The sequence below is a fragment of the Massilia phyllostachyos genome (assembly GCF_021044825.1).
Classification (GTDB): Bacteria; Pseudomonadota; Gammaproteobacteria; order Burkholderiales; family Burkholderiaceae_D; genus Telluria; species Telluria phyllostachyos.
The window spans coordinates 677,445-700,241 of record NZ_JAJNOC010000001.1; the positions used below are offsets into that span (position 1 = coordinate 677,445).

17 protein-coding genes are annotated in these 22,797 nt (G+C 69.5%); 4 read left to right on the top strand and 13 right to left on the bottom strand.

Features of this window, described 5'->3' with window-relative positions; genetic code table 11:
* Positions 1 to 21 precede the first annotated feature (21 nt).
* The 4 genes from LQ564_RS02985 (at position 22) to LQ564_RS03000 (ending at position 3,748) form a co-directional block, all read left to right on the top strand.
* On the top strand, positions 22 to 462 hold the full coding sequence (locus LQ564_RS02985) for a hypothetical protein (RefSeq protein WP_231056587.1): 441 nt from the start codon (positions 22 to 24) through the stop codon (positions 460 to 462).
* Positions 463 to 521: 59 nt separating this feature from the next.
* Entirely contained in the window at positions 522 to 1,142 is a 621-nt protein-coding gene (locus tag LQ564_RS02990; RefSeq protein ID WP_231056588.1) for an LON peptidase substrate-binding domain-containing protein, read from the top strand.
* Between the two features lie 18 nt (positions 1,143 to 1,160).
* Positions 1,161 to 1,922: an anti-sigma factor gene (locus tag LQ564_RS02995; protein ID WP_231056589.1), complete on the top strand. Its 762-nt coding sequence runs from the start codon at positions 1,161 to 1,163 to the stop codon at positions 1,920 to 1,922.
* Positions 1,923 to 2,227: 305 nt separating this feature from the next.
* A complete protein-coding gene (locus LQ564_RS03000; RefSeq protein WP_231057360.1) occupies positions 2,228 to 3,748 on the top strand; it encodes a DEAD/DEAH box helicase in 1,521 nt (506 codons plus the stop codon).
* Positions 3,749 to 3,864: 116 nt separating this feature from the next.
* On the opposite strand, the gene LQ564_RS03005 is transcribed toward LQ564_RS03000, so the two are convergent.
* The 13 genes from LQ564_RS03005 to LQ564_RS03065 form a co-directional block, all read right to left on the bottom strand.
* The gene (locus LQ564_RS03005) at positions 3,865 to 5,556 is read right to left on the bottom strand and encodes a response regulator (protein WP_231056590.1); all 1,692 of its coding nucleotides are present in this window, start codon (positions 5,554 to 5,556) and stop codon (positions 3,865 to 3,867) included.
* A gap of 124 nt (positions 5,557 to 5,680) precedes the next feature.
* Positions 5,681 to 7,759: a DUF7024 domain-containing protein gene (locus LQ564_RS03010; protein ID WP_231056591.1), complete on the bottom strand. Its 2,079-nt coding sequence runs from the start codon at positions 7,757 to 7,759 to the stop codon at positions 5,681 to 5,683.
* Positions 7,756 to 9,846, bottom strand: coding sequence for a DUF7024 domain-containing protein (locus LQ564_RS03015; RefSeq protein WP_231056592.1), 2,091 nt, complete (start codon positions 9,844 to 9,846; stop codon positions 7,756 to 7,758). The genes LQ564_RS03010 and LQ564_RS03015 overlap by 4 nt, the downstream gene beginning before the upstream one ends.
* Before the next feature lie 23 nt (positions 9,847 to 9,869).
* Positions 9,870 to 10,649 carry a PIG-L deacetylase family protein gene (locus LQ564_RS03020; RefSeq protein ID WP_231056593.1) on the bottom strand — a complete coding sequence of 260 codons (780 nt, stop codon included), beginning with the start codon at positions 10,647 to 10,649 and terminating at the stop codon, positions 9,870 to 9,872.
* Positions 10,639 to 11,499: a GNAT family N-acetyltransferase gene (locus LQ564_RS03025; RefSeq protein WP_231057361.1), complete on the bottom strand. Its 861-nt coding sequence runs from the start codon at positions 11,497 to 11,499 to the stop codon at positions 10,639 to 10,641. Before LQ564_RS03025 ends, LQ564_RS03020 begins: the two co-directional genes overlap by 11 nt.
* Positions 11,499 to 11,888 (bottom strand): GtrA family protein, encoded by a 390-nt coding sequence (locus tag LQ564_RS03030; RefSeq protein WP_231056594.1) that lies wholly within the window; start codon positions 11,886 to 11,888, stop codon positions 11,499 to 11,501. The genes LQ564_RS03025 and LQ564_RS03030 overlap by 1 nt, the downstream gene beginning before the upstream one ends.
* The gene (locus tag LQ564_RS03035) at positions 11,885 to 12,901 is read right to left on the bottom strand and encodes a glycosyltransferase (protein WP_231056595.1); all 1,017 of its coding nucleotides are present in this window, start codon (positions 12,899 to 12,901) and stop codon (positions 11,885 to 11,887) included. The genes LQ564_RS03030 and LQ564_RS03035 overlap by 4 nt, the downstream gene beginning before the upstream one ends.
* Positions 12,898 to 14,400: a hypothetical protein gene (locus LQ564_RS03040; protein WP_231056596.1), complete on the bottom strand. Its 1,503-nt coding sequence runs from the start codon at positions 14,398 to 14,400 to the stop codon at positions 12,898 to 12,900. Before LQ564_RS03040 ends, LQ564_RS03035 begins: the two co-directional genes overlap by 4 nt.
* Positions 14,397 to 18,674, bottom strand: coding sequence for a glycosyltransferase (locus LQ564_RS03045; protein ID WP_231056597.1), 4,278 nt, complete (start codon positions 18,672 to 18,674; stop codon positions 14,397 to 14,399). The genes LQ564_RS03040 and LQ564_RS03045 overlap by 4 nt, the downstream gene beginning before the upstream one ends.
* 9 nt (positions 18,675 to 18,683) lie before the next feature.
* Complete coding sequence (locus LQ564_RS03050; protein WP_231056598.1) at positions 18,684 to 20,054, bottom strand: FkbM family methyltransferase; 1,371 nt, start codon at positions 20,052 to 20,054, stop codon at positions 18,684 to 18,686.
* Positions 20,051 to 21,274, bottom strand: coding sequence for an ABC transporter ATP-binding protein (locus LQ564_RS03055; RefSeq protein ID WP_231056599.1), 1,224 nt, complete (start codon positions 21,272 to 21,274; stop codon positions 20,051 to 20,053). Before LQ564_RS03055 ends, LQ564_RS03050 begins: the two co-directional genes overlap by 4 nt.
* Positions 21,274 to 22,074 (bottom strand): ABC transporter permease, encoded by an 801-nt coding sequence (locus tag LQ564_RS03060; RefSeq protein WP_272492076.1) that lies wholly within the window; start codon positions 22,072 to 22,074, stop codon positions 21,274 to 21,276. The genes LQ564_RS03055 and LQ564_RS03060 overlap by 1 nt, the downstream gene beginning before the upstream one ends.
* A gap of 403 nt (positions 22,075 to 22,477) precedes the next feature.
* The gene (locus LQ564_RS03065; protein ID WP_231056600.1) at positions 22,478 to 22,792 is read right to left on the bottom strand and encodes a hypothetical protein; all 315 of its coding nucleotides are present in this window, start codon (positions 22,790 to 22,792) and stop codon (positions 22,478 to 22,480) included.
* Positions 22,793 to 22,797: the final 5 nt, after the last annotated feature.

A 22,797-nucleotide genomic window follows, 5' to 3' on the forward strand; every position in this document is an offset into this window, starting at 1 on the left:
TTATCCTCTAAAATTGGTCTAGTGCAACTTTCCAGCCTTCCCCTGCTGCGCCGCCACTGGCCGCTGGCGCTGTTGTCCAGCCTGCTCGGCCTGGCCCTGCTATGGGGTGCCCTGTGGCCGCTGGGCGGCGGCAGCCATGAGCTGCTGCTGGAGGTGCCGCCCGGCGCGCGCGGCGTGCCGGCCGAGGTGCGCCTGACCGCCGGCGTGCGCGACGTGCTGCTGCTGCGCAACCGCAGCGGCCGGCCGCTGGTGTTCGGGCCGCTGCAGCTGGCGCCCGGCGCCCAGGTGCGGCTGCCGTTCGGGGAGGAGGGCGAGCAGGCGATGCCGATGCCGATCCTGCAGGGCGGGGTGCTGCGGGTGCGGGTGGTGCCGATGCCCTCGCCGGGCTGGGAGCGCCTGCGCTGGCGCTTCGGCAACCTGGGGGACGCGGTCCGGACCCTGCCGCTGCAGGGCCCCGACTGAGGCGGCAAAGCGCCCAATCGTGCACCGCGCCCCCCGGCGATTCTGTCATCATGGGCATCATGCCGACGATCTCCATGCCCCTGTTCCCGCTCAGTACGGTACTGTTCCCGGACGGGGTCTTGCCGCTGCAGGTGTTCGAGGTGCGCTACCTCGACATGATCAGCCGTTGCCTGACCGAGGACATGCCCTTCGGCGTGGTCTTGCTGACCCAGGGGCACGAGGTGCGCCAGCCGGAACGCGAGCCGGAACGCTTCGTGGCGTCCGGCACCATCGCTTCCGTCACCGAGACCGAAAGCACCACCCCGGGCCTGCTGCAGGTGCTGTGCCGCGGCGGCTCGCGCTTCACCGTGATCACGGCCGAGCAGCGCCTGAACGGCCTGTGGATGGCCGAGGCCGAGCTGTGCGAGGACGACCACGACGTGCGCATCCCGTCCGAGCTGCAGGGCGCCTCGGACGCCCTCGACCGGGTGCTGAATTCGCTGCACGACGTGCCCCAGCACCGCTGGCCGGTGCAGCCGCCGTTCCGGCTCGACGACTGCGGCTGGGTCGCCAACCGCTGGTGCGAACTGCTGCCCTTGCCCAACCGGCAGAAGCACAATATGCTCATGCTGGACAACCCCGTGATCCGGCTCGAACTGCTGCACGATGTCCTCGACGAGCACGGCCTGATCACGTCCTAGCAGGGAGAAGCCGCGGCCATGAAATTCTCGGACGACCTCCTGATCGCCTACCTCCACGGCGAGCTGGCCGAGCCGGCGCGCGCCGCGGTCGAACGGGCGATGCGCGCCGACCCGGTGCTCGCCGCCCGCATCGCCCAGCACCGCCGCAGCGAAGCGCGCGCCCACATCTTCAGCGTCTCGGCCAACGGCCACCACGACGGCGGCCAGCCGCAGCGCCAGCTGCCGCCCAAGGGCGCCAAGGTGGTGCACCTGGACGCGATCCGCCCGGGCCGCCCCGTGCCGCCGCCCGCGCCATCGGCGCAGCACGGCTGGCGCGCGCGCCACTGGCTGGCTGTGGGCGGCGCCCTGGCTGCCGCCCTGGCGACCGGCCTGGTGGCCGGCGCGCTCGGCTGGCAGCAACTGCAGGGCGGTCCGCGGCTCGTGATGCTGGTGGCCGGCGACGGCGCCCTGGTCGCGCGCGGCCGCCTGGTCGACGCCCTCGGCGAGCAGCTGGCCAGCCCGGGCCCGGCCGAGACCGGCGTGCGGATCGGCGTCACCTTCGTGTCGAAGGACGGCGGCTATTGCCGCAGCTTCGTGGTCGACACCAGCGCCGGCCTGGCCTGCCGCGGCAACGGGCGCTGGACCATTCCCGTGCTGGCCCAGGCCCCGGCCGGCGCAGCCTACCTCGACGGCAGCGTGCCGCCGCCGGCGGTGCAGGCTGCGATCGACGCGCGCATCGTCGGCGCGGCGCTCGACCCGCAGGCCGAACGCGCCGCCCAGCAGCGTGGCTGGACCCCGTGATGACGGTGGACGATGGGCGCCGTCCGGCCGAAAATCGGCCCCGAAAACAGGACTTTATATACAGTAGGGTGGATTTGAGGTATCGTGTCACCCGCTAAAGTGCCTCTACCTCCGCGCGCCCGTACCGCCGGCGCCTTTCGCGGCAGAGCGGTCCGGTCGCCCGGCCCGCCATCCCCTCAGGAAGCTTCCCGCGCAGGCCCCATCGTGCCCGCAGGCGGCGCCGTAGAGCTAACGAAATACTGTCGAAAAAGAAAATGTCTGATATCCAAAATGAAGCCAGCACCGATCCGGTCGACAACCTGCCGATGGGCGACGATACGCCGGTGGTCCAGGTAGCCGCCGACCAGGCGCCGACCGTGCGCTTCGCCGACCTCGGCCTGGCGCCGGAAATCCTGCGCGCCCTGACCGACCAGGGCTATGTGCATCCGACCCCGATCCAGGCCCAGGCCATCCCGCTGGTGCTGCAGGGCCGCGACGTCATGGGCGCCGCCCAGACCGGCACCGGCAAGACCGCCGGCTTCTCGCTGCCGATCATTCAGCTCTTGATGGCGCACGCCAACGCCAGCATGTCGCCGGCGCGCCACCCGGTGCGCGCCCTGGTGCTGACCCCGACCCGCGAGCTGGCGGTGCAGGTGGCCGACAATGTCAAGGCCTACTGCCGCCACACCCCGCTGCGCTCGACCGTCGTGTTCGGCGGCATGGACATGAAGGGCCAGACCACCATCCTGAAGGGCGGCGTCGAGATCGTCATCGCCACCCCGGGACGCCTGCTGGACCACGTCGAGCAGAAGAACATCAGCCTGGGCCAGGTGCAGATGCTGGTGATGGACGAAGCCGACCGCATGCTCGACATGGGCTTCCTGCCGGACCTGCAGCGCATCATCAACCTGCTGCCGAAGGCACGCCAGAACCTGATGTTCTCGGCCACCTTCTCGCCGGAGATCAAGAAGCTGGCCAACAGCTTCCTGAACAAGCCGGTGCTGATCGAGGTCGCGCGCAGCAACGCCACCGCCGACAAGGTCACCCAGACCGTGTACAAGGTCGAGGAAGACCTCAAGCGCGACGTGGTCGAGCACATCATCCGCGAGCGCGGCCTGAAGCAGGTGATCGTGTTCTCGAACACCAAGATCGGCGCCTCGCGCCTATCGCGCCACCTGGAGCAGAAGGGCATCAAGGCCTCGGCGATCCACGGCGACAAGACCCAGCAGGAACGCATGGCGGCGCTGGACGCCTTCAAGGGCGGCGCGGTCGAAGTGCTGGTGGCGACCGACGTCGCCGCGCGCGGCCTCGACATCTCGGACCTGCCCTGCGTGATCAACTACGACCTGCCGTACAACGCCGAGGACTACGTGCACCGCATCGGCCGCACCGGCCGCGCCGGCGCCTCGGGCGACGCCCTGTCGGTGTACTCGGACAAGGACGAGCGCCTGCTGGCCGACATCGAGAAGCTGATCAAGCAAACCATCCCGCGCGGCGAACTGGCGGGCTTCGTGGCGCCGTCGAGCCGTGGGCGCGAGGGTGCGCGTGAAGGGTCGCGCGACGGCGGCCGTGAATCCGGACGCGAGTTCGGCGGCGAACGCCGCGGCCGCCGCGACGAGGCGGGCGGACGTGGTTCGGAGCGCGGCGAGCGTCCGGCACGTGGCGGCTACAACAATGGCTACAGCCCGACGCCGCGCCGCGAGAAGGTCGATCCGTGGTTCCTCAAGCCCTACGAGCCGTCGACCGCCGCGCGTCGCGAGACCGTCACCGCGCCGGCGGCGCCGGCCAAGCAGGGCAAGCAGAAGCTGGCCTTCCTGCTCGGTGGCGGGCCGCGTACCACGGCCTGACGGCTGCATTTCCGTAGGGTGGGCGGGTCCCCCGCCCACGCGGTGATAGTTGGGAGTTGAGAAGCCGCACGGGAAGCATCACCGTGATTCGAATCCCGATTCCGGTTCGGGCGTAATCAGGCGGCGCGGCGCCCGTGCAGCGCCGCATGCACCCGATCCAGCAGCTCCTGGTGGTCGTAGGGCTTGGCCAGCACCTCCAGCGCCTGCCCTTTCGAGCCGCGCGCCGGCAATTCGTCCATATACCCCGTCGTCACCAGTACCGGCATGCTTGGCGTGGTCGCGTGCACCTGCTCGATCAGCTGCAGCCCGTTCATCCCGCCCGGCATGATGACGTCGGTGAACAGCAGGTCGACCGATTCCCGTTGCAACAGCGCCAGCGCGGTCTCGCCGCTGGGCGCCGACACCACCTCGTAGTCGGCCGCGGCCAGCATGGCTTCGGCCAGTTCGCGCACGTCGGGGTTGTCTTCCACCACCAGGATGCGGCACTTGCGGCCGGCGGCGTCGGCCAGGCTGGCGAGGTCCGTGCCGCCGTCCTCGTCGCGGGCTTCGTGGCGCGCCACCGGGAACATCATGCGCACCCGCGTGCCCTGGCCAGGCTCGCTGTCGATCTCGAGCCGGCCCTGCGACTGCTGCACGAAGCCGTGCACCATCGCCAGGCCCAGGCCCGTGCCCAGGCCCTTGGTGGTGAAGAAGGGTTCGGTGGCGCGCTTGGCGACGTCCGGCGTCATGCCTTCGCCCTCGTCGGCGATGCAGACCGACACATAGTCGCCCGGCGGCAGCCGGTTGGCCCCGCGCCGCGCTTCGCTCACGACCGAGGTGCCCACCGTCACCACGCCGCCCTGCGGCATGGCGTCGCGCGCATTGATGACGACGTTCAGCAGCGCCATCTCGAGGTAGGTCGGGTCGAGCGAGCAGGTCGGCAGGCCGGGGCGCAAATCGAGCCGCAGCTCGACTTCCTTGCCGAGCGTGCGCACCAGCATGTCGGAAAACTCCATCACCAGGCTGTTCAGGCTGATCGGCTTCTGCTCGAGGCGCTGCTTACGCGCGAAGCTGAGCAGTTGCTGGGTGAGCTTGCCGGCCTGCATGGTGGCGCGCTGGGCGCGCCGGATCGGTTCGGCGGCGGGGGTCTTGCCGGCCGTGAGGTTGGCCAGTTCCAGGTTGCCGTTGATGACCTGCAGCAGGTTGTTGAAATCGTGGGCCATGCCGGCCGAGAGCTGGCCGATCGCTTCCATCTTCTGCGCCTGCAGGTTCGATTCCAGCGCGCTGCGGCGTTCGGTGATGTCCATCTGCGAGGCGAAGAAGTAGAGCAGCTTGCCGTGCTGGTCGAAGATGGGGCCGATGAACAGGGCGTTCCAGAACGCTTCGCCGTAGGCCTTGTAGTTGAGCAGGTCGACCGAGACGGCGCGCTGTTCCTCGAGGGCCTTGCGCACCTCGGCGACGGTGGCGCGATCGGAATCGGGGCCCTGCAGGAAGCGGCAGTTGCGCCCCAGGACTTCTTCTTCCTTGTAGCCGGTGAGGTCGAGGAAGGCGCCGTTGACGAACACGATCGGGTTGTCTTCCTGGTTGGGGTCGGTGACCACCATCGGCATGCGCGTCATCTCGACGGCGGCGAAGAAGATGTTGCCGCGGTCGTCGAGGCCGGGCGCGCCGATGTAGCTGGCCTGCCAGTGGTTGATGCCGGGGCCGCCGGTCGGCGTGACGGAATTGCCCTCGACCTCGCCGCGCGCGTGCACGCCGGCGCTCTGGCCGTCGCCCTGCACGTCGAGCGGGCTGTCGAGGTGTTCGTCCTTGTCCTGTCCGGTTGCCATTGGGGAATCCTGGGAAGCGCCGCCCGCCGCGCAATAGCGACGGGGCTGTCACGCTTTCACTTTACCCGGACGCCGCCTTGTACTCCGTTCGTGACTTCACACAGCCTGCTGGGCTCGTGGCGGATCAAGGCGACTGCGGCGGCGCGGCGTCGAAGATGGCGATGTCGGTGATGCCGATGCCGAGGGTGCGCACGTCGCCCATCCCGGTCAGCGCACGCGGCGACGCCGCTTGCGGCACCGTGATCGCCAGGCCGCGCCGGGCGCCGTCGGTCCGCACGCGGAACTGCACTTCCTGGGGAGATGGGCCGACCCGGAAGCTGCGGGTCTCGCTCCCCACCTGCAGGGTGAAGGGCAGGGCGGTGTTGGGGCCGAAGGCCTGCACCCGCATCACGAGCAGCGCCTCCCGCGGCAGCGGCCGGCTGAAATCCAGCTCGACCCGGCCGGCATCCGACCAGCGGCCCCAGGGCTCGGCGTAGGACAGGCCGCGCGCCGCGCTCACCAGGCCGCCGAAGGGCTGGGCCATGGCGAAGCTGCCTACTAGCGGGGCGCGGTTGCGCGGCAGGCGCACCAGCGCAAAGCCGGGGCCGGTCTTCCACGGCGTCACGCCGGCCGGCAGCGGGTGCTCGCCGATCACCAGCAGCCAGCGCTTGCGCACCGGCAGCTGGTAGTCCTGGATCGGCGCGCCAGGTTCCAGCTCGAGCATGCCGGAGTCGGGGGCGTCGACGTGGAACTGGGCGCGCATCAATTCGAGGATGCCGGTGGCGGCGACCGTGATGTCGTTGCGCTCGCTGGCCGGAACCTGCTGGTGGGCGAAGCGGCCGCCATGGTCGGCCGGCCAGCCGCCGCGCAGCTGGCCGAGGAAGGCGTCGCTCGCGCGCGCGCCCTGGAACAGCAGCAGCGGCAGCGCCAGGAACAGGTAGATGCGCGCCGCATGGCTGCTGCCGCGCGCCCACAGGATCAGCGCCACCGCGCTCACCAGCACCAGCAGCTGGCCGGCGCCGCCCTGCAGGCTGACGCCGGCCAGTTCCGGCGCGTCGACCGGGCTGACCACATAGGTCGGCAGGCGCCAGACGGCGAAGGCGAGCACGCCCAGCAGGCCGGCGGCGACCAGCCAGGCGGTGCGGCGCGCGCTGGACGGCAGCGGCGCGCCCGGGCGCACCAGCACCACCGCCGCCAGCGTGAACAGCAGCGGCAGCACGAAGTTGTAGTAGCGCAGGTGCAGGCGCAGCGCCTCCGCCGGGTTCATGGCCGAGATCGACGCGGTGAACGCGACCGTCAGGCCCGCGGCCGAGCCCAGCATCAGGAAGGTCCACAGCTGCAGGCGCGCCAGCGGCGCATCCGTCCGCCGCAGGGCCGCATGGCTGAGCAGCAGGTGCAGCAACATCGCCAGCGGCAGGCTGGCCAGCACGGTCAGCGCCATCAGGTGGCCGCGGAAGTTGATGAAGGCCGGCGCCAGCAGGCGCAGCGCCGAGCCCTCGCCCGAGGGCGAGGCGGCGCTGGCGTACAGGCTGCCGAACAGGTTCAGGGCCGGCGCGCCCGCCAGCAGCCAGCCGAGGCCGAACTTCACCGCCAGGCCCGCCAGCGGCGCGGCCAGCGCGGCGCCCAGGGCTTGCCGCAGGCGCGCCGGGCCGCCGGCCAGCCACGCATCCAGCGCCAGGAACAGCGCGAGGGCCGGCATCAGGAACAGGGCGTGCACTTTCACCAGGCTCATCAGGCCGACCACGAGGCCGGCCACCAGCGCGCGCCGCAAAGGCGTCCAGGTCGACGGCCGCAGGGCCACCCAGCTGAGGGCGGCGAAGCCGAAGTAATAGCTGGCTTCCGGCATGAACAGGGCGGTGTACACATTGGTCGGCGCCAGCAGGCCGGCCACGGCCACACCCAGCGCCGCCAGGCGTGGCAGGACCGTGCGCGCGGCCAGGTAGAACAGCAGGCCGCCGCCCACGAAGAACAGGGCGTTGCCGATCCGGACGCAGTCGAGGAAGCCGTCGCCGCACACCAGCGTGGTGCGGAACAGCCACAGGTAGAGGTAGGACGGCACCACGGCCTCGGACAGCGGCTGCAGGCGCGCCATCCGCGAGTAGTACCACTCGTCGGCGAAGATCGCCGGGTTCAGGCCGAGGTTGCGGTGCAGCAGCCAGGCGAACACCGCCGCCAGCGCCAGCGCCAGCAGCAGCCTGGCCTGGCGCGGTGCGCCGAGGCTCAACGCGCCGCGTGCACCGTGCGGGTGCCGTCGGTGATGGTGATCTCGGCGATGCCGATGCCGAGCTTGCGCGGGTCGCCCGGGTTGCCGCGTTCGGCCGGCGACACCGGCTTGGGCACCTCGATCACCAGGGTGCGCGCGCTGCCGTCGGTGTCGAAGTGCAGGCCGATTTCCTGCAGGTGCCAGCCGATCCGGAATTCCTTCTCGACCCCGCCCAGCGTGGCCTTGAAGGGCAGGTCGGCGTTGTCGTCGAAGGCGCGGGCGTTGAGCACCACGCCGACGCGGCGCGGCAGCGGCTCGGCGAAGTGGATCACGACCTGCTTGGCGTCCGACCAGCGGCCCCAGGGTTCGGCATGCGACAGGCCTTCCAGCTTCGTCACGAACTTGCCGTCCGGCTCGGTGGAGAGCGGCATGCGGCCGAGCGCGGGATCCGGGTCGGGCAGGCGCACCACCGTGTAGTGGGGCGTGCGCAGGGCCGGCGTCAGGCTGGTCGGCAGAGAGTTGTTGGCGCCGAGCAGGACGATCCACTTCTTGTTGATCGGCATCAGGTATTCGGGCAGCGGACCCGGCTTGTCGAGCAGCATCGGCACGCTGTCCGGATGGTCGATCTGGAACTGGGCGCGCATGATCAGGCCCATGTCGTCGCCGGCTACCACCACGCTGCCGCGTTCGGCGCGCGGGACCACGCTGCTGACGTACTTGCCGGCCAGGTCGGCCTGGCCCGGCGGGCGGTGCGCCTGCAGGTATTTATCGGAGCCCACGTGGCCGGCCCACAGCGCGGCCGGCAGCGCCACGAACACGAACAGGGGCGCGGCGATGCGCTTGCGCGCAGCCCAGGTCACCAGCAGGGCCAACTGCAGCGCCATCAGGATGCGGCCGGCGGGGCCGGTGAGGTCGATGCCGCCGATGTCCGGGCCGTCGACGGTGTTGAGCGCATAGGTGTGCAGGCGCAGCAGCGCGAACACCAGCAGCGCCGCCATCACCAGCACCAGCGCCCAGCGCAGGCGCGGCCATTCGCGCACCGCCGGGGCATCGGGGGCGCGCACGTGCATGGCGGCGGCCGCGACGATGTACAGCAGCGGGAACACGAAGCTGTAGTAGCGCAGGTGCATGCGCAGGCCTTCGTTGCTGCCGGGCGCCGCCAGGCTGGCGGTGTAGACCACGGTCAGGCCGGCGGCCGCGCCCAGGGTCAGGAACACGAACACGTGCAGCAGATTGCGGGCGTCGCCGCGCGCGCGCAGGGATCGGGTGCACAGCTCGTACAGCAGGATCGCCAGCGGCACGCCGTACAGCATGGTGAGGATCGCCAGGTGGGCGCGGCCGTTGATGAAGGCCGGCGCGATCAGTTTCAGGCGCGAGCCGCCGCCCACGCCGCCCTGGTAGAAGGGCCCGAGCAGGCTCAGGCCCGCCTCGCCGGCCAGCAGCCAGCCGAGGCCGAATTTCATGGCGAAGGTGGCCGCCGTGGCGACGAGCGCCATCAGCACGCCGCGCAGGAACCAGGCGCCGCCGCGGTCCCAGCTGGCGTACAGCAGGAAGGGCACGATGGCCGGCAGCAGGAAGATGGCGTGCACCTTCACCAGGCTCATGGCGCCCAGCACGACGCCGGCCGCCAGCGCGTACAGGACCGGATGCCAGCCGGTGCGCGTCAGCGCGATCCAGGCCAGCACGCAGAAGCCGAAGTAATAGGTCGCCTCCGGCATGAAGTAGGCGGTGTAGACGTTCAGCGGCGCCAGCGCCGCCAGCAGGGCCAGGAAGAAGGAGACGGGGGCAGAGGTGAAGCGGCGCGCGGTCAGGTAGACGAAGGGCGAGCCGGCCAGATAAAAGGCGAGGTTGCCGGCGCGGACGCATTCGAGGAAGCCGTCGCCGCAGGACGCGCTGGCGCCGAAGATCCACAGGTACAAGTAGGAGGGCACGATCGCATCGGCCAGCGGCACCAGGCGCGCCATCCTGCTGTAGTACCACTCGTCGGCGAAGACCGTCGGGTGCAGGCCGTGGTTGCGCTGGTAGACGAACCAGGCCACGACGGCCAGCGAGAGGAGCAGGGCCAGTGGCCAGGTGGGGCTGCGCCGGGTGGCGTCGTTCGGGATCATCGGTGTGAGCCTCTTGCTATGCATTAGGTGGAAAGGGTGGTGCGCCAGGCTGCCAATGCCGACTGCATCTCGGGCCAGGTGAAGAACTTGCGCTTCTCGTAGTACAGCGCGCCGGCATGCGGCCGCTCGTTCAGGCGCGCGGGGTCGACACCCTGCACCTGCTCGACGCCGCGCAGCAGGTAGTGCAGCAGCACGAAGGGGAACAGGCCCAGCCAGGTATTGCGCTGCGAAGGATAGGACAGACAGGCTTTCAGGTGCCGCCGCCGTTGTGCCCAGGGGATGCGAATGGCCTGGGCCGGACCGTTCTCGAGGAGCGGCGCCAGCACGCGGAACCAGGGTCCACCCAGGTTCTTGGCCTGGTACAGCGAGAACTGCCAGGTGCGCGCCAGCAGGCCGCGCCGGGCGGCCAGGGTCACGGTGAGCGCATGCAGGGCATCGTGGTCGTGGTGGCCGCCCTCCCAGGCGGTGACGTGGACCGCCTCGATCGCGGTAAAGCTGTCGAACCAGCGCCCGATCCAATCGGCCGCTGCTTGCAGATTCAGCGGCAGGCGGGCGTCGCCGATGCCCAGCTCGCCGCCGGCGAAGAACACGTCGCTCGCCTCCACCCCGAGCCTGGCCAACACGGCGAGCGACTCCGCGTTGCGCTGCGCCGCGCTGGCGCTGGCGGTCTGGCCGTCGGTCAGGTAGGCGCAGGCCACCCGCACGCCGCGCGAGCGGTAGTCGAGGATGCGCTGGAATACGCCGAACTCGTCGTCCTGGTGGGCGAACAGGAACAGCGCCACCGGGGCCGTATCAGTAGGCATCGAAGTCGAGGAAGGTGAACTGGATGCGCGCCGGGTCCAGCTGGGGCGTGCGCGGGGTAAATGCGCGCCAGATCAGGTTCAGCGGCGAAGGACGCAGGCGCTGCGGGATGCTGGCGTAGTTCCAGTAGCTGGCCGCGGCGTCCGGCGCCAGGCCGATGAAGAGGCGCAGCGGCGAAGCCGCGGGGCCGTGGCCGTCGACGGTGCCCGCCGGGAAGCTGCGCGCATCCAGCTCGGCATAGGCCGGCACAACGCCGACCGCGGCCGCGTGGAACTGCAGGCGCGCGCCGCCGTTGCGCCGCGCGACCCGGTTGTGCGGATTGGCGCAGCGCCAGGCCAGCGCTTCCGGGCTCCAGCTGCGCTCGAACGAGAGCGTGGCCGCCTGCGCCTTGGTGGTATGGCCCAGCGATCCGAGCCCGATGCGCGCCTCCAGCGGCCGCACCAGCTGGAAGCCGAGTTTGCGCACGAAGCCCGGCGTGCTGTTGGCGTTGGCGACCCCATACACGCCGTCGAAGCCCTGGGCGGCGCCGGCCTCGTAGGTCATCGCGGCCAGCTTGGTGAACAATCCCTTGCCCTGGTAGTCGGGATGGGTGGCCGTGTTCAGCGACAGCAGCACCCGCACTTCCTGCCCCTCGACCCAGGCGCGCGCCGGCACGCAGACGTAGTGGGCCGCCAGGCGCTCGCCGTCCCAGGCGTCGTAGCCGACCGCCGCGCCGTCCGGGTTGGCGAGGTACAGCCAGTCGAGGTAGGCGGGGGTGAACTTGTCGGTGCCGGGGAAGCAGGCGGCGAACAGGGCGCCGTACTGCGCCAGGATGGCGGGGTCGTGCTGGACGGGTGCGAAGCGGAATACCATCACTTGAAGATCCAGTATTTGCCGAGCAGGTAGCCGTTCGCCGCCACCAGCGGCAGCGAGACGATCTTCCCGACCAGCGGATTGTCGAAGATGGCCTGTCCCAGCGCTACACAAGCAATGGTCAGGAGGTAATTGACACCGACCACGCACAGATAGCGCGCGAAATTCGCCGGATTGGCCGCAGCATTGAAGGTAACACGGCTGTGGAAGGCGTAGTTGACCAGCAGGCCGGCCGCGAAGCCGGCGGTGGCCGCGGCGGTGGCCGGCACGCCGGACCCGATCAGGAGCTGCATCAGGCCGACGTCGGCCAGCGCGCAGATCAGGCCGCCCGTCACGAAGAGGGCGAACTGGCGCGTCATGAACTTGGAAGCGAGCGAAGCGGCGGTCATGGCTTGCTGCGGAACAGGGTCTTCTTGTGCAGCGGACGGCGCGGCACGGCGGCGATGTCGTAGGCCAGGAAGGCCAGGATCAGCTGCACGCCCATGATCACCGGCAGGGCGGCCAGCATCACGGTGCCGGCCGGCGTCTCGACGTTCGAGCGCGCCGAGGCGATCCAGTGCATCACGCCATACACGGCGCCGAAGCCGGCCAGCAGGATCCCGAGCGGCAGCTCGAGCGAGGCCAGCGACATATTGCGCAGGTAGTAGTTGTAGAAGATGCGCTTGCCGAGGTTGCGCACGTGCTTGCCGAAGAATTCGGTGACGACCTTCGACACCTTCAGGTTGCTGACCTCGTCGCCGTAGACGGCGTCCATCGGCACGTCGGTGACCACCGCGCCCAGGATGTTCAGGCGGAACAGCATGTCCGACTCGAAGAAGTAGCGCTTGCTGATCTTCTCGAAGGGCAGGAAGCGCGCGGCGTCGGCGTGGATCGCGGTGTAGCCGTTGGTCGGGTCGAACAGGTCCCAGTAGCCGGAGGACAGCTTGGTCATCAGGGACAGCACCGCGTTGCCGAACAGGCGGATCGGCGGCATCGCGCCCAGGCGCTCCAGGTTGAAGAAGCGGTTGCCCTTGGTGTAGTCGGCTTCGCCCGCCAGGATCGGCGCCACGAAGGCCGGGATCAGCGAGCCGTCCATCTGGCCGTCGCCGTCGATCTTGACGATCACCTTCATGCCGTCGGCGATCGCGGCGCGGTAGCCGGTCATGACGGCGCCGCCCACGCCCTGGTTTTCAAGATGTTCGAGCACGGTCACGCGCGGGTCCTGGCAGTTGGCGCGCACGTAGTCGCCGCTATGGTCGGGGCATTTGTCGTCGACCACGTAGATGCGCGTGACTTCCGGCCCGACGCCGGCGATCACGCCGAGGATATGGCGGGTGACCTTGTAGCTCGGGATCACCACCGCGATCGGGGCGGTGTGGGTAGCGGCGGGAGCGTTCACGATTGGGGGAGCGAGTGAGTTCATGGTGAGTTGGGAAGTGCGGGCACGCAGCGCAGCGGGCCGTCGATGTAGCGCCAGCCGTGCATGCTGGTCACCTGCGGCAGGTCCGGCGCCAGCGCCGTGCCCGCGCCACATGCATTCGGATTGGCGTCGTTGACCAGCGTCTTGATGATGGCATCGCCCTGGCGGTAGGTATAGACCTGGCCCGGGCTGATGGTGTTGTTGTCCTGGCGGGTGGCGCGCTCGCCGAAGATTTCCGGTTCCGGGTGGTAGAACCGCGGCGCGTGCGCCAGCACCAGGCGCGCGGCCGGGCTGAAGTCGATATAGCTGTAGCTGCCGCCGTGCAGCATCGCCGCCAGCTGGATCGCCGCCACGGCGCCGAGCAGGACGCGCGGCCAGCGCGCGAGGTCGCGCAGGAGCGCCAGCAGCGCGAACACGAAGGCCATGCTGGCCCAGAAGGCGTAGCGCATGACGCCGGCCGCGCCCGAATTCCAGTTCAGGACCGCCATCGTCGGCAGCGCCAGCGCCAGGGTGAACAGCAGCGCCACCAGCGGCAGCCCGGGGGCGCGCCGGCCCAGCCACAGCAGCGCCAGCGCCACGCCTGGAATCCCGATGATCATGCCCTGGTTCAGGTCGAAGTAGAAGGAGACCAGGCGCGTAGGGCCGATCAGGCTCGCATCCGAGAACAGCTTGGCGATGATGTTCGGCACGCCGAACTGCCACAGGTTGAACATTGGCGGCATCGCGAACACGGCGATGCCGGCCGCCAGTCCCGCAAGCGTGCGGCGGGTGAGGAGGGCGCGCAGGTTGGCATTGAAGCCGAGCGCACGGTCGTAATCGAGCGCCAGCTTGAACAGCGGCGCGAAGCCGAAGAACAGGAAGATGGTCGGGTTCTGCTGGGCGGCGATCCCCGCCAGCACGCTGCCGACCATGGGCGCGCCGCTGCCGAAGAACAGCAGGCCCGCTAGTAGCAGCGAGGCGCTGACGAATTCCGGATTGATCCAGCGAAGGTAAAGCACGCCGCCGGACAGCATGAACAGCGCGACGCCGATCCAGGCGCGCAGGTCGGACCGCAGGAAACGGCGCAGCGCCAGGCCGAGCACGAACAGCGCCGCCGCATGCAGGGCCACGAAGGCCTTGAAGGGCGGCAGGCCGAGCGCCTCGAACAGCTTGAAGGGCGCGGCCGCCAGCAGCGGGTAGCCGAAGAAGTGGATCGCGAAGACGTCGCCATCGCGGCCGCGCACGAAGCCGGTCAGCAGCGGCGCCGCCGCGTCGCGCAGGCCCTGTTCGAGCTGGTCGTAGGGCTCGACGAAGAGGCCGGGCAGCAGCGTGCGCATGCGCGCCACGTCCTGGGTCCGGATGTCGGGCGTGCCGTGGTCGGCGATGGCGACGGTGTTCACCATGTACTCGACCACGTCGCCGTAGTACAGCGGATCGACGCGCGCGGCCAGCGCCGCCAGCACCAGGGCCAGCAGGACGGGGAAGCGCCAGGCGTGGCGCGGCCGCTGCGTCGTCATCGTCATGGCGTGGCAGCCGCCTGCGGGAACAGCGTACGCACCAGCTCTTGTGCATTGTCGGCCCAGCTGCGCGCCGGGATGCCGTGCGGCGCAGGATGGCCGCCGTCCGCATGCAGGCGCAGCCAGTCGCGCAACGCCGCGGCCAAATCGGCGCCCGCGCTGCCGCTGAAGTAGTGGGCGTGCTCCCCCGCCACTTCGCGGAACACGGGGATGTCGCGCGCCAGCAGCGGCACGCCGTGGCGCGCCGCCTCGATCAGCGGCAGGCCGAAACCTTCACCTTCGCTGGCGAACAGCAGGCAGGCGCCGGCCGCATACACGCGATCCAGGTATTCGTCGCTGATGCCCTGCAGCCAGACCAGGCGCTTGCCCAGTTCCGGATGGTTGCGCAGGCGTTTGGCGATCGCCGGGATGGTGCGGCGGCTGGTGTCCGGCAAGCCCTTCCAGCCTTCGTGGCCGACGATCACCAGGCGCACGTTCTCGCCATCCGCCCATAGCTGCTCGAAGGCGTCGAGCGCCTGGGCGTGGCCCTTGCGCGGCTCGACGGTGCCGACCATCAGGAAGCTCGGCGAGCTGGCGATGTCGGCCAGCACCTTGTCCGCATCCGGCGGCAGGCCGGTGCTCGGCTGCGAAGCAGTGATGTCGGCGCCGTGGTGCAGCACCTGGAATGCCGGCAGCGGACGTCCCAGGTCCTGGCCGGCCAGCCAGTCGCGGGTTTCATCGGCGACCGCCGCGCTGATGCAGACCAGCACGTCGGCCTCGCCGCCGACCGCGCGCAGCCAGCGCGCGAAATCGGCATCCGCCCCGGGCGGGAAGAAGTCGGGACGCAGCACCGGCAGGATGTCGTGCACCAGGAAATGCACGCGCACGCCCTGTTCGCGCCAGCGCCGGTACAGGCCCAGGCGCGCGGCTTCGGCCATCGGGCCGGGGAACACGTCCGGGCTGTAGAACACGTCGCCGCCGGAGACGTGGACTTCCTCGTCGTGCACGCCGTCGCCGACGGTGCCGACCAGCTGGTGCAGGTAGCGCCGCGCATAGCGGTAATGCCAGTAGCCGCCCTCGTCGCTGAGGTAGATCGGCAGCACCTGGTAGTCGCGGCCCTGCCCGCGCAGCAGTTCGAGCAGCTGGGCGCGCACCACGCGCTGGATGCCGGTCTTGAGGTCTTCGCGCACCATGGCCGAGACGTCGACCAGCAGCTGCGGCGCCATCTTCTCGCCGCCGGCCACCGCGTGGTGGCGGTTGTACAGCACCGCTTCCATCAGCTGGCGCGCGCTCTGGCGCCAGGTCAGCCACGGCATTTCCTTCGACGGCGGCGCCTTGCCGGCCGCGTGCAGCGCCAGCCAGGCTTCGATGGCCTGCGCCAGGTCTTCCGGCTTGCCGCCCTCGAAGTAGAAGGCGTGTTCGCCCGCCACTTCGCGGAACACGGGAATCCCGCGCGCGATGATCGGCAAGCCCTTCTGGGCCGCCTCGATCAGCGGCAGGCCGAAGCCTTCGCCTTCGCTGGCGGCCAGCAGGGCGGCGCTGTGGTCGTACAGTTTCAGGAGCATTTCGTCGGAGACGCCGTTGAACCAGAACAGGCGCTGCTCGCGCTGCGGGTGCTTTTCCAGGCGCTCGGCCAGCGCGTCGACCAGCCAGCCGTTCTTGCCGACGATGACCAGGTTGACGTCGACGCCTTTGGCCCACAGCAGCTCGCAGGCGGCCAGCGCCTGGGCCTGGCCCTTGCGCGGCTCCAGCGTGCCGACCATCACCAGCGACGGCGCGGCGCGCATCGCGGCGAAGGCGTGTTCGGCATTGTCCGGCATGCCGGTGCTGGGCACGCTGTTGTCGATGTCGGCGCCCAAGTGGAACCACGACAGTTTTAACGGAGACAGGCGCCGGTTGGGGCGGCCCGCCAGCCATTCCTGGGTCTCGTCGGCCACCGCGCGCGAGATCGTGACGATGCCGTCGGCGACCAGCGAGATGGTGTCGATGAAGTCGCCGTAGTACTTCTGCGCGCCGAAGGGGAAGCAGTCGGGGCGCAGCAGGGGCAGCAGGTCGTAGACTGTGAACCAGATCGCCACGCCCTTGCGGCGCAGGCCGAGCAGCTGCTGCTGGTTCTGGGTCGTCATATTGGTGGCGAGGTCCAGGCCCAGGAAGGTGTCGCCGGGACGCGCTTCGATCGGCGCGTCCTCGATGGTCAAGGCGGGCGCACCCAGCATGGCGCAGCTGAAGCGGCGCGCGTAGCGGTAGGCGCGGTTGCCGCCGTCGCTGTACACCGGCTCGATGCGGTAGCCCGGCGGCGGTTCCTTGACCAGCGCCAGCACGATGCTGCGCACCACGCGCTGGATGCCGGTTTTGTAGTCGGCCTGCACCAGCGCCGAGATGTCGACCAGCAGCTGGCGCGGCGCGCTCGCCGGGGTGTTCGCGGCGATCATGGCGGCGGTGTCGACCAGGGCGGCGTCGTGCGGCGGACGCGGGGCGTCCGGCGCGGCCAGGGTCGCGACCAGCTGGCGGCGCAGGGCCGGCGCGCTGGTGCGCGCAAAGGCTTCGATGGCCTCGACGTAGAGCGCGCCGACGGCGCCTGGCGCATGGTGGCGCGCGATGTGGGCGCGGCCGGCCGCGGCCAGCGCCTGGCGGCGCTCGGTCGATGCGTGCAGGTCGCCCAGGGCGGCGGACAATTCCGCGTCTTCGAAGCTGTCCTGCAGCATGCACAGCGTATCGGGCGGCAGGTCGGCGCTGGCGCCGTGCGCATTGACGATCGCAGGCAGGCCGTGCATCAGGCAATCGAGCACCGAGGCCGAGGTCTCGCCGCGGGTCTGGGTGCGCAGCTGGACCGCGCAGTCGCTGGCGGCCAGCCAGTGCTGGTAGTCGGCGGCGCTGACGAAACCCGTGATGGTGATGCGGGCGGCGGCTTCGCTGGCGGCGATTCTCCGCAGCAGTTCGATGCCGTACTGGCCCGGATCGTTGGCGCCGACGAACACCAGCTTGCAATGCGGGTCGCGCGCCAGGGGCGAGGCCAGGAAGGCGTCGAGCAGGCGGTGATTCAGCTTGGTCGGGCCCAGCATGCCATAGGAGCTGACGACGTAGTCGCCTTCGGCCAGGCCGAGGTGGGCGCGCGCCTGGGCGCGTGCTGCCGCATGGTCGGCGTCCTGCGCCACCTGGCCGCGCAGCAGCGGGATGGTGCGCCAGCCGTCGGCGGCGCCCGGGCCGTACCACTGTTCGGCGAGGCGGCAGGAGAAGTCGCTGTGGACGATCACGCCGGCGGCGCGGTCCAGCACTTCCTTGTTGCAGGGGTACTGCCAGATGCTTGGGTTGCGGCCGTGTTCCGCGTGGTAGTGCAGGCCAGTGTAGCCATGCGAGGCATACAAGGCCTGGAGGAAGGCTTCCGGCACGTCGCCGTCGCGTTCCATATTGTCCAGCACACCGCTGAGGTAAAAGTCGTGCAGGACCACGGTTCCCGGATGGCGGCGCAGCAGCGCGAACATGTGCTTGTGCACGTTCGAATTGCCGAAGTGGTAGAGCACGCGGTCGTAGGACCCGCCATGGCGCTCGAAGTACGCGGCGTCGCGCTGGGGGAAGCGCGCGAGGGAAGGGTCCGGCGTGGCGCCAGGGGTCAGCACCAGCTCGACCTCGTAATGGCGTTCCAGCTCCAGCAGCAGTTCGGAACTGTAGTCGGCGATGCCGGAGTGCTCGGGCGGCAGCGGCGAGACCAGGGCCAGGCGCGCTCTGGCGGGTTTGTCGGGCGCGGGCAGGGACGCCGGTGTCTTCTCGAGCGCGCGCCAGACGGCGGCGACATCGTCCATGCCGACCACCGGCGCCGGCGCCAGCGCGGCGTCCAGGCGGCGCGCGGATTCCGCATCCGGCGCCAGCACCAGTGCGGCGGCGCGCAAGCAGGCCTGCTGCTGGCGCGTGGCGCCCAGCACGGCCGCCGCGTCGGCGACGCCCAGCACGTTCGTGGCGCCGCCATCGGGCTGCCACATGCTGACGACGAGATCCGCATGCAAGGCGGCCAGGAAGCCGGCGCGCAGCGTCGCCGCGCTATGGCGCGCGAAGGGATCGGCGCCGTTCGGCTGGGCGTAGACGTGGAAGCGCCCCGCCGCCAGCACGTTCTCGAAGGCGTGGCGCAGCACGTCGACGTCGCTCGGGTGGCGGCTGCTGACGGCCACGTGGATGTCGTGCTGGTCACGGCCCTGGTACTGGCCGCGCGACAGGGATTGCGCGAGGTTGAGCGCCAGGGTGCGCAGCAGCGCCGTGTCCTGGGCGGGCGCGGCTTGCGGGGCGTGGAAATCGAAAATCAGGCGCATGTCAGCGTGTCATTCACTAGTCGGTTCGTAGGCGCGGCGCAGCTGCTCGAGGGCGTCGCGCGCCGATTGCGGCAGTTCGCGCAGGGCGGCCGGGACGGCCGGGCCGGCGGCTGCGCCTTCGGGCGCGGTGGCCTGCTTGGCGGCGGCGAGCGTCTGGGCGACCAGGGCTTGCAGCCTGGGCGAGCGCATGATCAGCGGCAGCAGGGCGCGGCGCAGGGCTTCGCGCGTGGTCAGCCATTTCAGCGCGCGGCGCGCGGCGCCCTTGGCCTTGCGGCGGGCGATCGCGGCCGGGCTGTGTTCGCCGCGGCGCGCGATGAAGCGCAGCGGCGCGGTGATGCGCCACGAGGTGCTGTTCAGGGTCGCGACCAGGCGCGTCTCCAGGTCCTTGCCCCAGGCCGCGGATTCGTGCAGCTGGGCGGTGAGGCTCTGGGCCTGCAGGTCGAGCTGCTGGGCGTGCAGTTCGCTCTCGCGCAGCTGCTGGCGCAGCTGGGCGCCCAGCGCTTCCAGGTGCTGCACCGCCTGCTCGTGGCGCGCATGGGCGGCGGCGCTCTCCTGTTCCAGTTCCTGCGCGCGGCGCGCGGCTCCCTGGTGCAGCGCATCCAGTTCGATCGCCTGGCGTTCCATGGCGGCGGCCTGCTCCCAGCCCTTGCCGGCCTGCTCGCGCAGCTCGTCGAGCTGGCGCCACGCGTGGTCGAGGTGGGACGGGATGTAGTCGTCGAAGACGTTCGGCTGGATGTCCAGGTGGGCCAGCAGCTCGGCGTGTTCTTCCGCCACGTAGTAGCGGTTCAAGCCGTCGAACCAGGCGTAGCGGTAGCCCTGGCTCGTCACCAGGTGCTCCCACGCGCCATGATTAAGGGCACGGCTGTTCGGCAACGTCGCCTCGATCACCAGCACCCACGGGCGCCAGCGCCGGAAATCCATCCCGCGCAGCACTTCGCCCTCGAAGCCCTCGACGTCGATTTTCAAAAAGTGGATTTCGCTGTCGACGTATTCCTCGCAGACCGAGGCCAGGGTACGCACCGGCACCGTGATCTCGGCCACCTCGTGGCCGTCAAGGCGGTGCAGCTCGGCCACCGACTGCTCGGGCGAGGCCCAGCCGCGCACGGCCGGCACGTCGTACAAGGTCAGCTCGCCGTTCTCGGCGCCGGCGGCGATCGCCAGGTTGACGTCGCGCGGGCGCTGCTCCAGGAAGGCAGCGTGGAAGGAGGGCAGCGGCTCGATGCTGATGCCGCGCCAGCCGGCGTCGTAGAAGGCCTTGGTGACTGAGTGCTCGACCGGGTCGTTGGCGCCGACGTCGATGTAGAAGCCGTTCGTGACGTGGCCGAGCGCGCGCCACAGCAGCACGTCTTCCAGGTTCTGGGCGTAGGAGATGAGTTTCATGGGCGTTGGATGTCGACGGCCGGATCGAGCCAGGCCGAGCCTTCGAAGTGCGGGCGGCGCATGTTCATCACGGTGAACACCAGCGCCAGGTCGCGCCACTCGTAGTTGTTGACCAGGTGGGTCTCGGTGCTGACGATCGCGGTCGCGACCGAATAGGTGCCGGGCCCCAGGTTCATCGGGAAGGCGAAGCGGTACACGACCTCTTCGCCGGCCGCGACGTCGTCCAGCGGCAGCCCCTTGAGGTGGGTATTGGTGCCGTACATCGGCTGGCCGAGGCGGTCCTTGATCATGTAGCCGAGCACCATGCGCGGGATCGGCGCCTTGACCTGCACCTTCACCTCCAGGGTCACGGCCGCGCCGACGTCGACCACTTCAACGCGCTGGCCGGCGTCGTCCAGCAGGGCGATGTCGGCCACCGTCGCTTCGCCGGTGCCGGAGATGGTCTGGACCTTGCCGTCGGCGGTCTCGTTCAGGCGCACGGTTTCGTTTTCGCGCTCGGCGATCATGGCGTTGTAGTAGTCCATGATCTCTTCCGGCTTGCCTTCCTTCGCCAGGCGCCCGCCATCGAGCAGGATGGCGCGGTCGCACACCGACTGGATCGCCTGCTTGTCGTGCGAGACCAGCAGCAGGGTAGTGCCCTCCTTGCGGAACTGGCGGATGCGGTCGAAGGACTTGTGCTGGAAGTAGGCGTCGCCCACCGACAGCGCCTCGTCGACGATCAGGATGTCCGGACGGCGCGCGGTGGCCACCGAGAAGGCCACGCGCATCTGCATGCCGCTCGAGTAGACCCGCACCGGCTGGTCCATGTACTCGCCGATCTCGGCGAAGGATTCGATCTGCGGCATCAGCGCCGTGATCTCGTCGGCCGACATGCCGAGCAGCTGGCCGGCCATGTAGACGTTCTGGCGGCCGGTGAAATCGGGATGGAAGCCCATGCCCAGTTCTAGCAGGGCGGCCACGCGCCCTTCCATCCAGACCGAGCCGGTGGTCGGCATGGTGGTGCCGGTGATGAGTTTCAGCAGCGTGCTCTTGCCCGCGCCGTTGATGCCGATCAGGCCGACGGCTTCGCCGGGCGAGATCCGGAAGTTGATGTCAGTGAGCACCCACTTGAGCTTGTGGCGCGGCCCGCGCAGGGGCAGCAGCCATTCGCCCAGGCGCGACCAGCGCGTCGGGTACTGTTTATAGGCCTTGCCCAGCTGTTGTACGACGATCGCGCCCATCAGAGTTCATCCACCATTTCGCCGGAGCGCTTGCGGAACAGGCGCAGGCCGAGAATGCACAGCAGCAGCGCCAATAAAAACGCCGGGATCATCGCGTTCCAGTCCGGCATCCGGCCCTCGACCAGGATCGCCTGGTAGGCCTGGATCACGGCCGCCATCGGGTTGTAGGCCAGCAGCGGGCGCACCGACTCCGGCAGGATGGTGGCCGGGTAGACGATCGGGGTCAGCCAGAACCAGAACTGCATGGCGATCGTCACGAACTGGCCGACGTCGCGGAAGAACACGTTCAGGATGCCGGTCACCATGCCCAGGCCAATGGCCAGCAGGATCTGCAGCGCCAGCACCGGGAAAATGGCAAAGAACACCAGCCCCGGGAAATTGCCCGAGACGAGGAGGAAGACCAGGAACAGGCCGAAGATGATGCCGAAGTTCACCAGCGCATTCATGACGACGATGATCGGCAGGCAGATGCGCGGGAAGCTGATCTTCTTGATCAGGTTCGCCTGCTCGAGAAACATGTTCTGCCCGCGCGCGACGATCTCGGCGAACAGGCCCCAGGTCAGGATGCCGGCACACAGGTAGATGGAATACGCGGCGCTCGAGGAATGACCGGGGAGCTTGGAACGCATGACCTCGGAAAAGATCACGGTGTACACGAGGATCATCGCGAGTGGGCTGAGAACCGACCAGACGGCGCCCAGCATCGCATTCACGTATTTCGACTGGAATTCGCGTTTGACGCTGCCCAGCACGAAACCGCGGTAGGCCCACAGGCCGCGCAGCATCATTGGGGAAATCATGGGGCGGCCCGCTCTGGCAGCGCCCCGTTCGGGTGCGTCAAGGTAATGTGCATTTGGAAAGGCTGAGCCGGATGAGCCCAAAATTATACTTCATCCAATACGCCGTTCCTTGTTACAGATGTAACTACTTGTCCTAAGTCAATCGAGAAATGTAATGCGCATGAGCTTGCGCAAAGCAAGAGAATTTGAACCTTCGGTTTGCGGGGTGGGGACGTCAGGCGTTCAAGCGGCGTAGGGTCGGTCGGGTGGACGGCTCCACACGACAATTCAATGACTACGCTGCCATCGCGCCGTCCGCGCGTTCAAGCAGTGGACGAACAAACGCGCAGGCCGCAGTACCGAAGTTTGAACGCGCGGTCGGCAAAGCGTGCTCCAGCCTACTGGACTGGCCCACCGCGACAAATCAGCTGCCGAGATGGGTGAAGATGCCGACGGCCAGCTCGGCCCAGCAGTAGAGGAAAGCGAGACCAACGACGCCGGCGGCAATGACGCGCGACTTGGCCGTGCGCAACCTGCGCAGGGCAGCCACCAGCACCAGGCCGGCAAAGGCCAGCAGCACGCCGGCGGCGACGAAATCGGAACCGGTCCATACGACTTCGCGCGTAAATTGCATCGCCACCAGCGGGATCATCAGGATGGCGGCCGTCACCACGGCGACGGCCAGCAGGGACTTGCCCAGGTGGGGTTTGACGAGGGCGTTGCCGGTCAGCGTGCTCATGGATG

Bases quoted from the DNA above. Each gene is read 5' to 3' on its own strand.
- LQ564_RS02990 (WP_231056588.1), top strand. From the start codon at position 522: ATGCCGACGATCTCCATGCCCCTGTTCCCGCTCAGTACGGTACTGTTC.
- LQ564_RS02995 (WP_231056589.1), top strand. From the start codon at position 1,161: ATGAAATTCTCGGACGACCTCCTGATCGCCTACCTCCACGGCGAGCTG.
- LQ564_RS03000 (WP_231057360.1), top strand. From the start codon at position 2,228: ATGGGCGACGATACGCCGGTGGTCCAGGTAGCCGCCGACCAGGCGCCG.
- LQ564_RS03005 (WP_231056590.1), bottom strand. From the start codon at position 5,556: ATGGCAACCGGACAGGACAAGGACGAACACCTCGACAGCCCGCTCGAC.
- LQ564_RS03015 (WP_231056592.1), bottom strand. From the start codon at position 9,846: ATGATCCCGAACGACGCCACCCGGCGCAGCCCCACCTGGCCACTGGCC.
- LQ564_RS03020 (WP_231056593.1), bottom strand. From the start codon at position 10,649: ATGCCTACTGATACGGCCCCGGTGGCGCTGTTCCTGTTCGCCCACCAG.
- LQ564_RS03025 (WP_231057361.1), bottom strand. From the start codon at position 11,499: ATGGTATTCCGCTTCGCACCCGTCCAGCACGACCCCGCCATCCTGGCG.
- LQ564_RS03030 (WP_231056594.1), bottom strand. From the start codon at position 11,888: ATGACCGCCGCTTCGCTCGCTTCCAAGTTCATGACGCGCCAGTTCGCC.
- LQ564_RS03035 (WP_231056595.1), bottom strand. From the start codon at position 12,901: ATGAACTCACTCGCTCCCCCAATCGTGAACGCTCCCGCCGCTACCCAC.
- LQ564_RS03040 (WP_231056596.1), bottom strand. From the start codon at position 14,400: ATGACGATGACGACGCAGCGGCCGCGCCACGCCTGGCGCTTCCCCGTC.
- LQ564_RS03045 (WP_231056597.1), bottom strand. From the start codon at position 18,674: ATGCGCCTGATTTTCGATTTCCACGCCCCGCAAGCCGCGCCCGCCCAG.
- LQ564_RS03050 (WP_231056598.1), bottom strand. From the start codon at position 20,054: ATGAAACTCATCTCCTACGCCCAGAACCTGGAAGACGTGCTGCTGTGG.
- LQ564_RS03055 (WP_231056599.1), bottom strand. From the start codon at position 21,274: ATGGGCGCGATCGTCGTACAACAGCTGGGCAAGGCCTATAAACAGTAC.
- LQ564_RS03060 (WP_272492076.1), bottom strand. From the start codon at position 22,074: ATGATTTCCCCAATGATGCTGCGCGGCCTGTGGGCCTACCGCGGTTTC.
- LQ564_RS03065 (WP_231056600.1), bottom strand. From the start codon at position 22,792: ATGAGCACGCTGACCGGCAACGCCCTCGTCAAACCCCACCTGGGCAAG.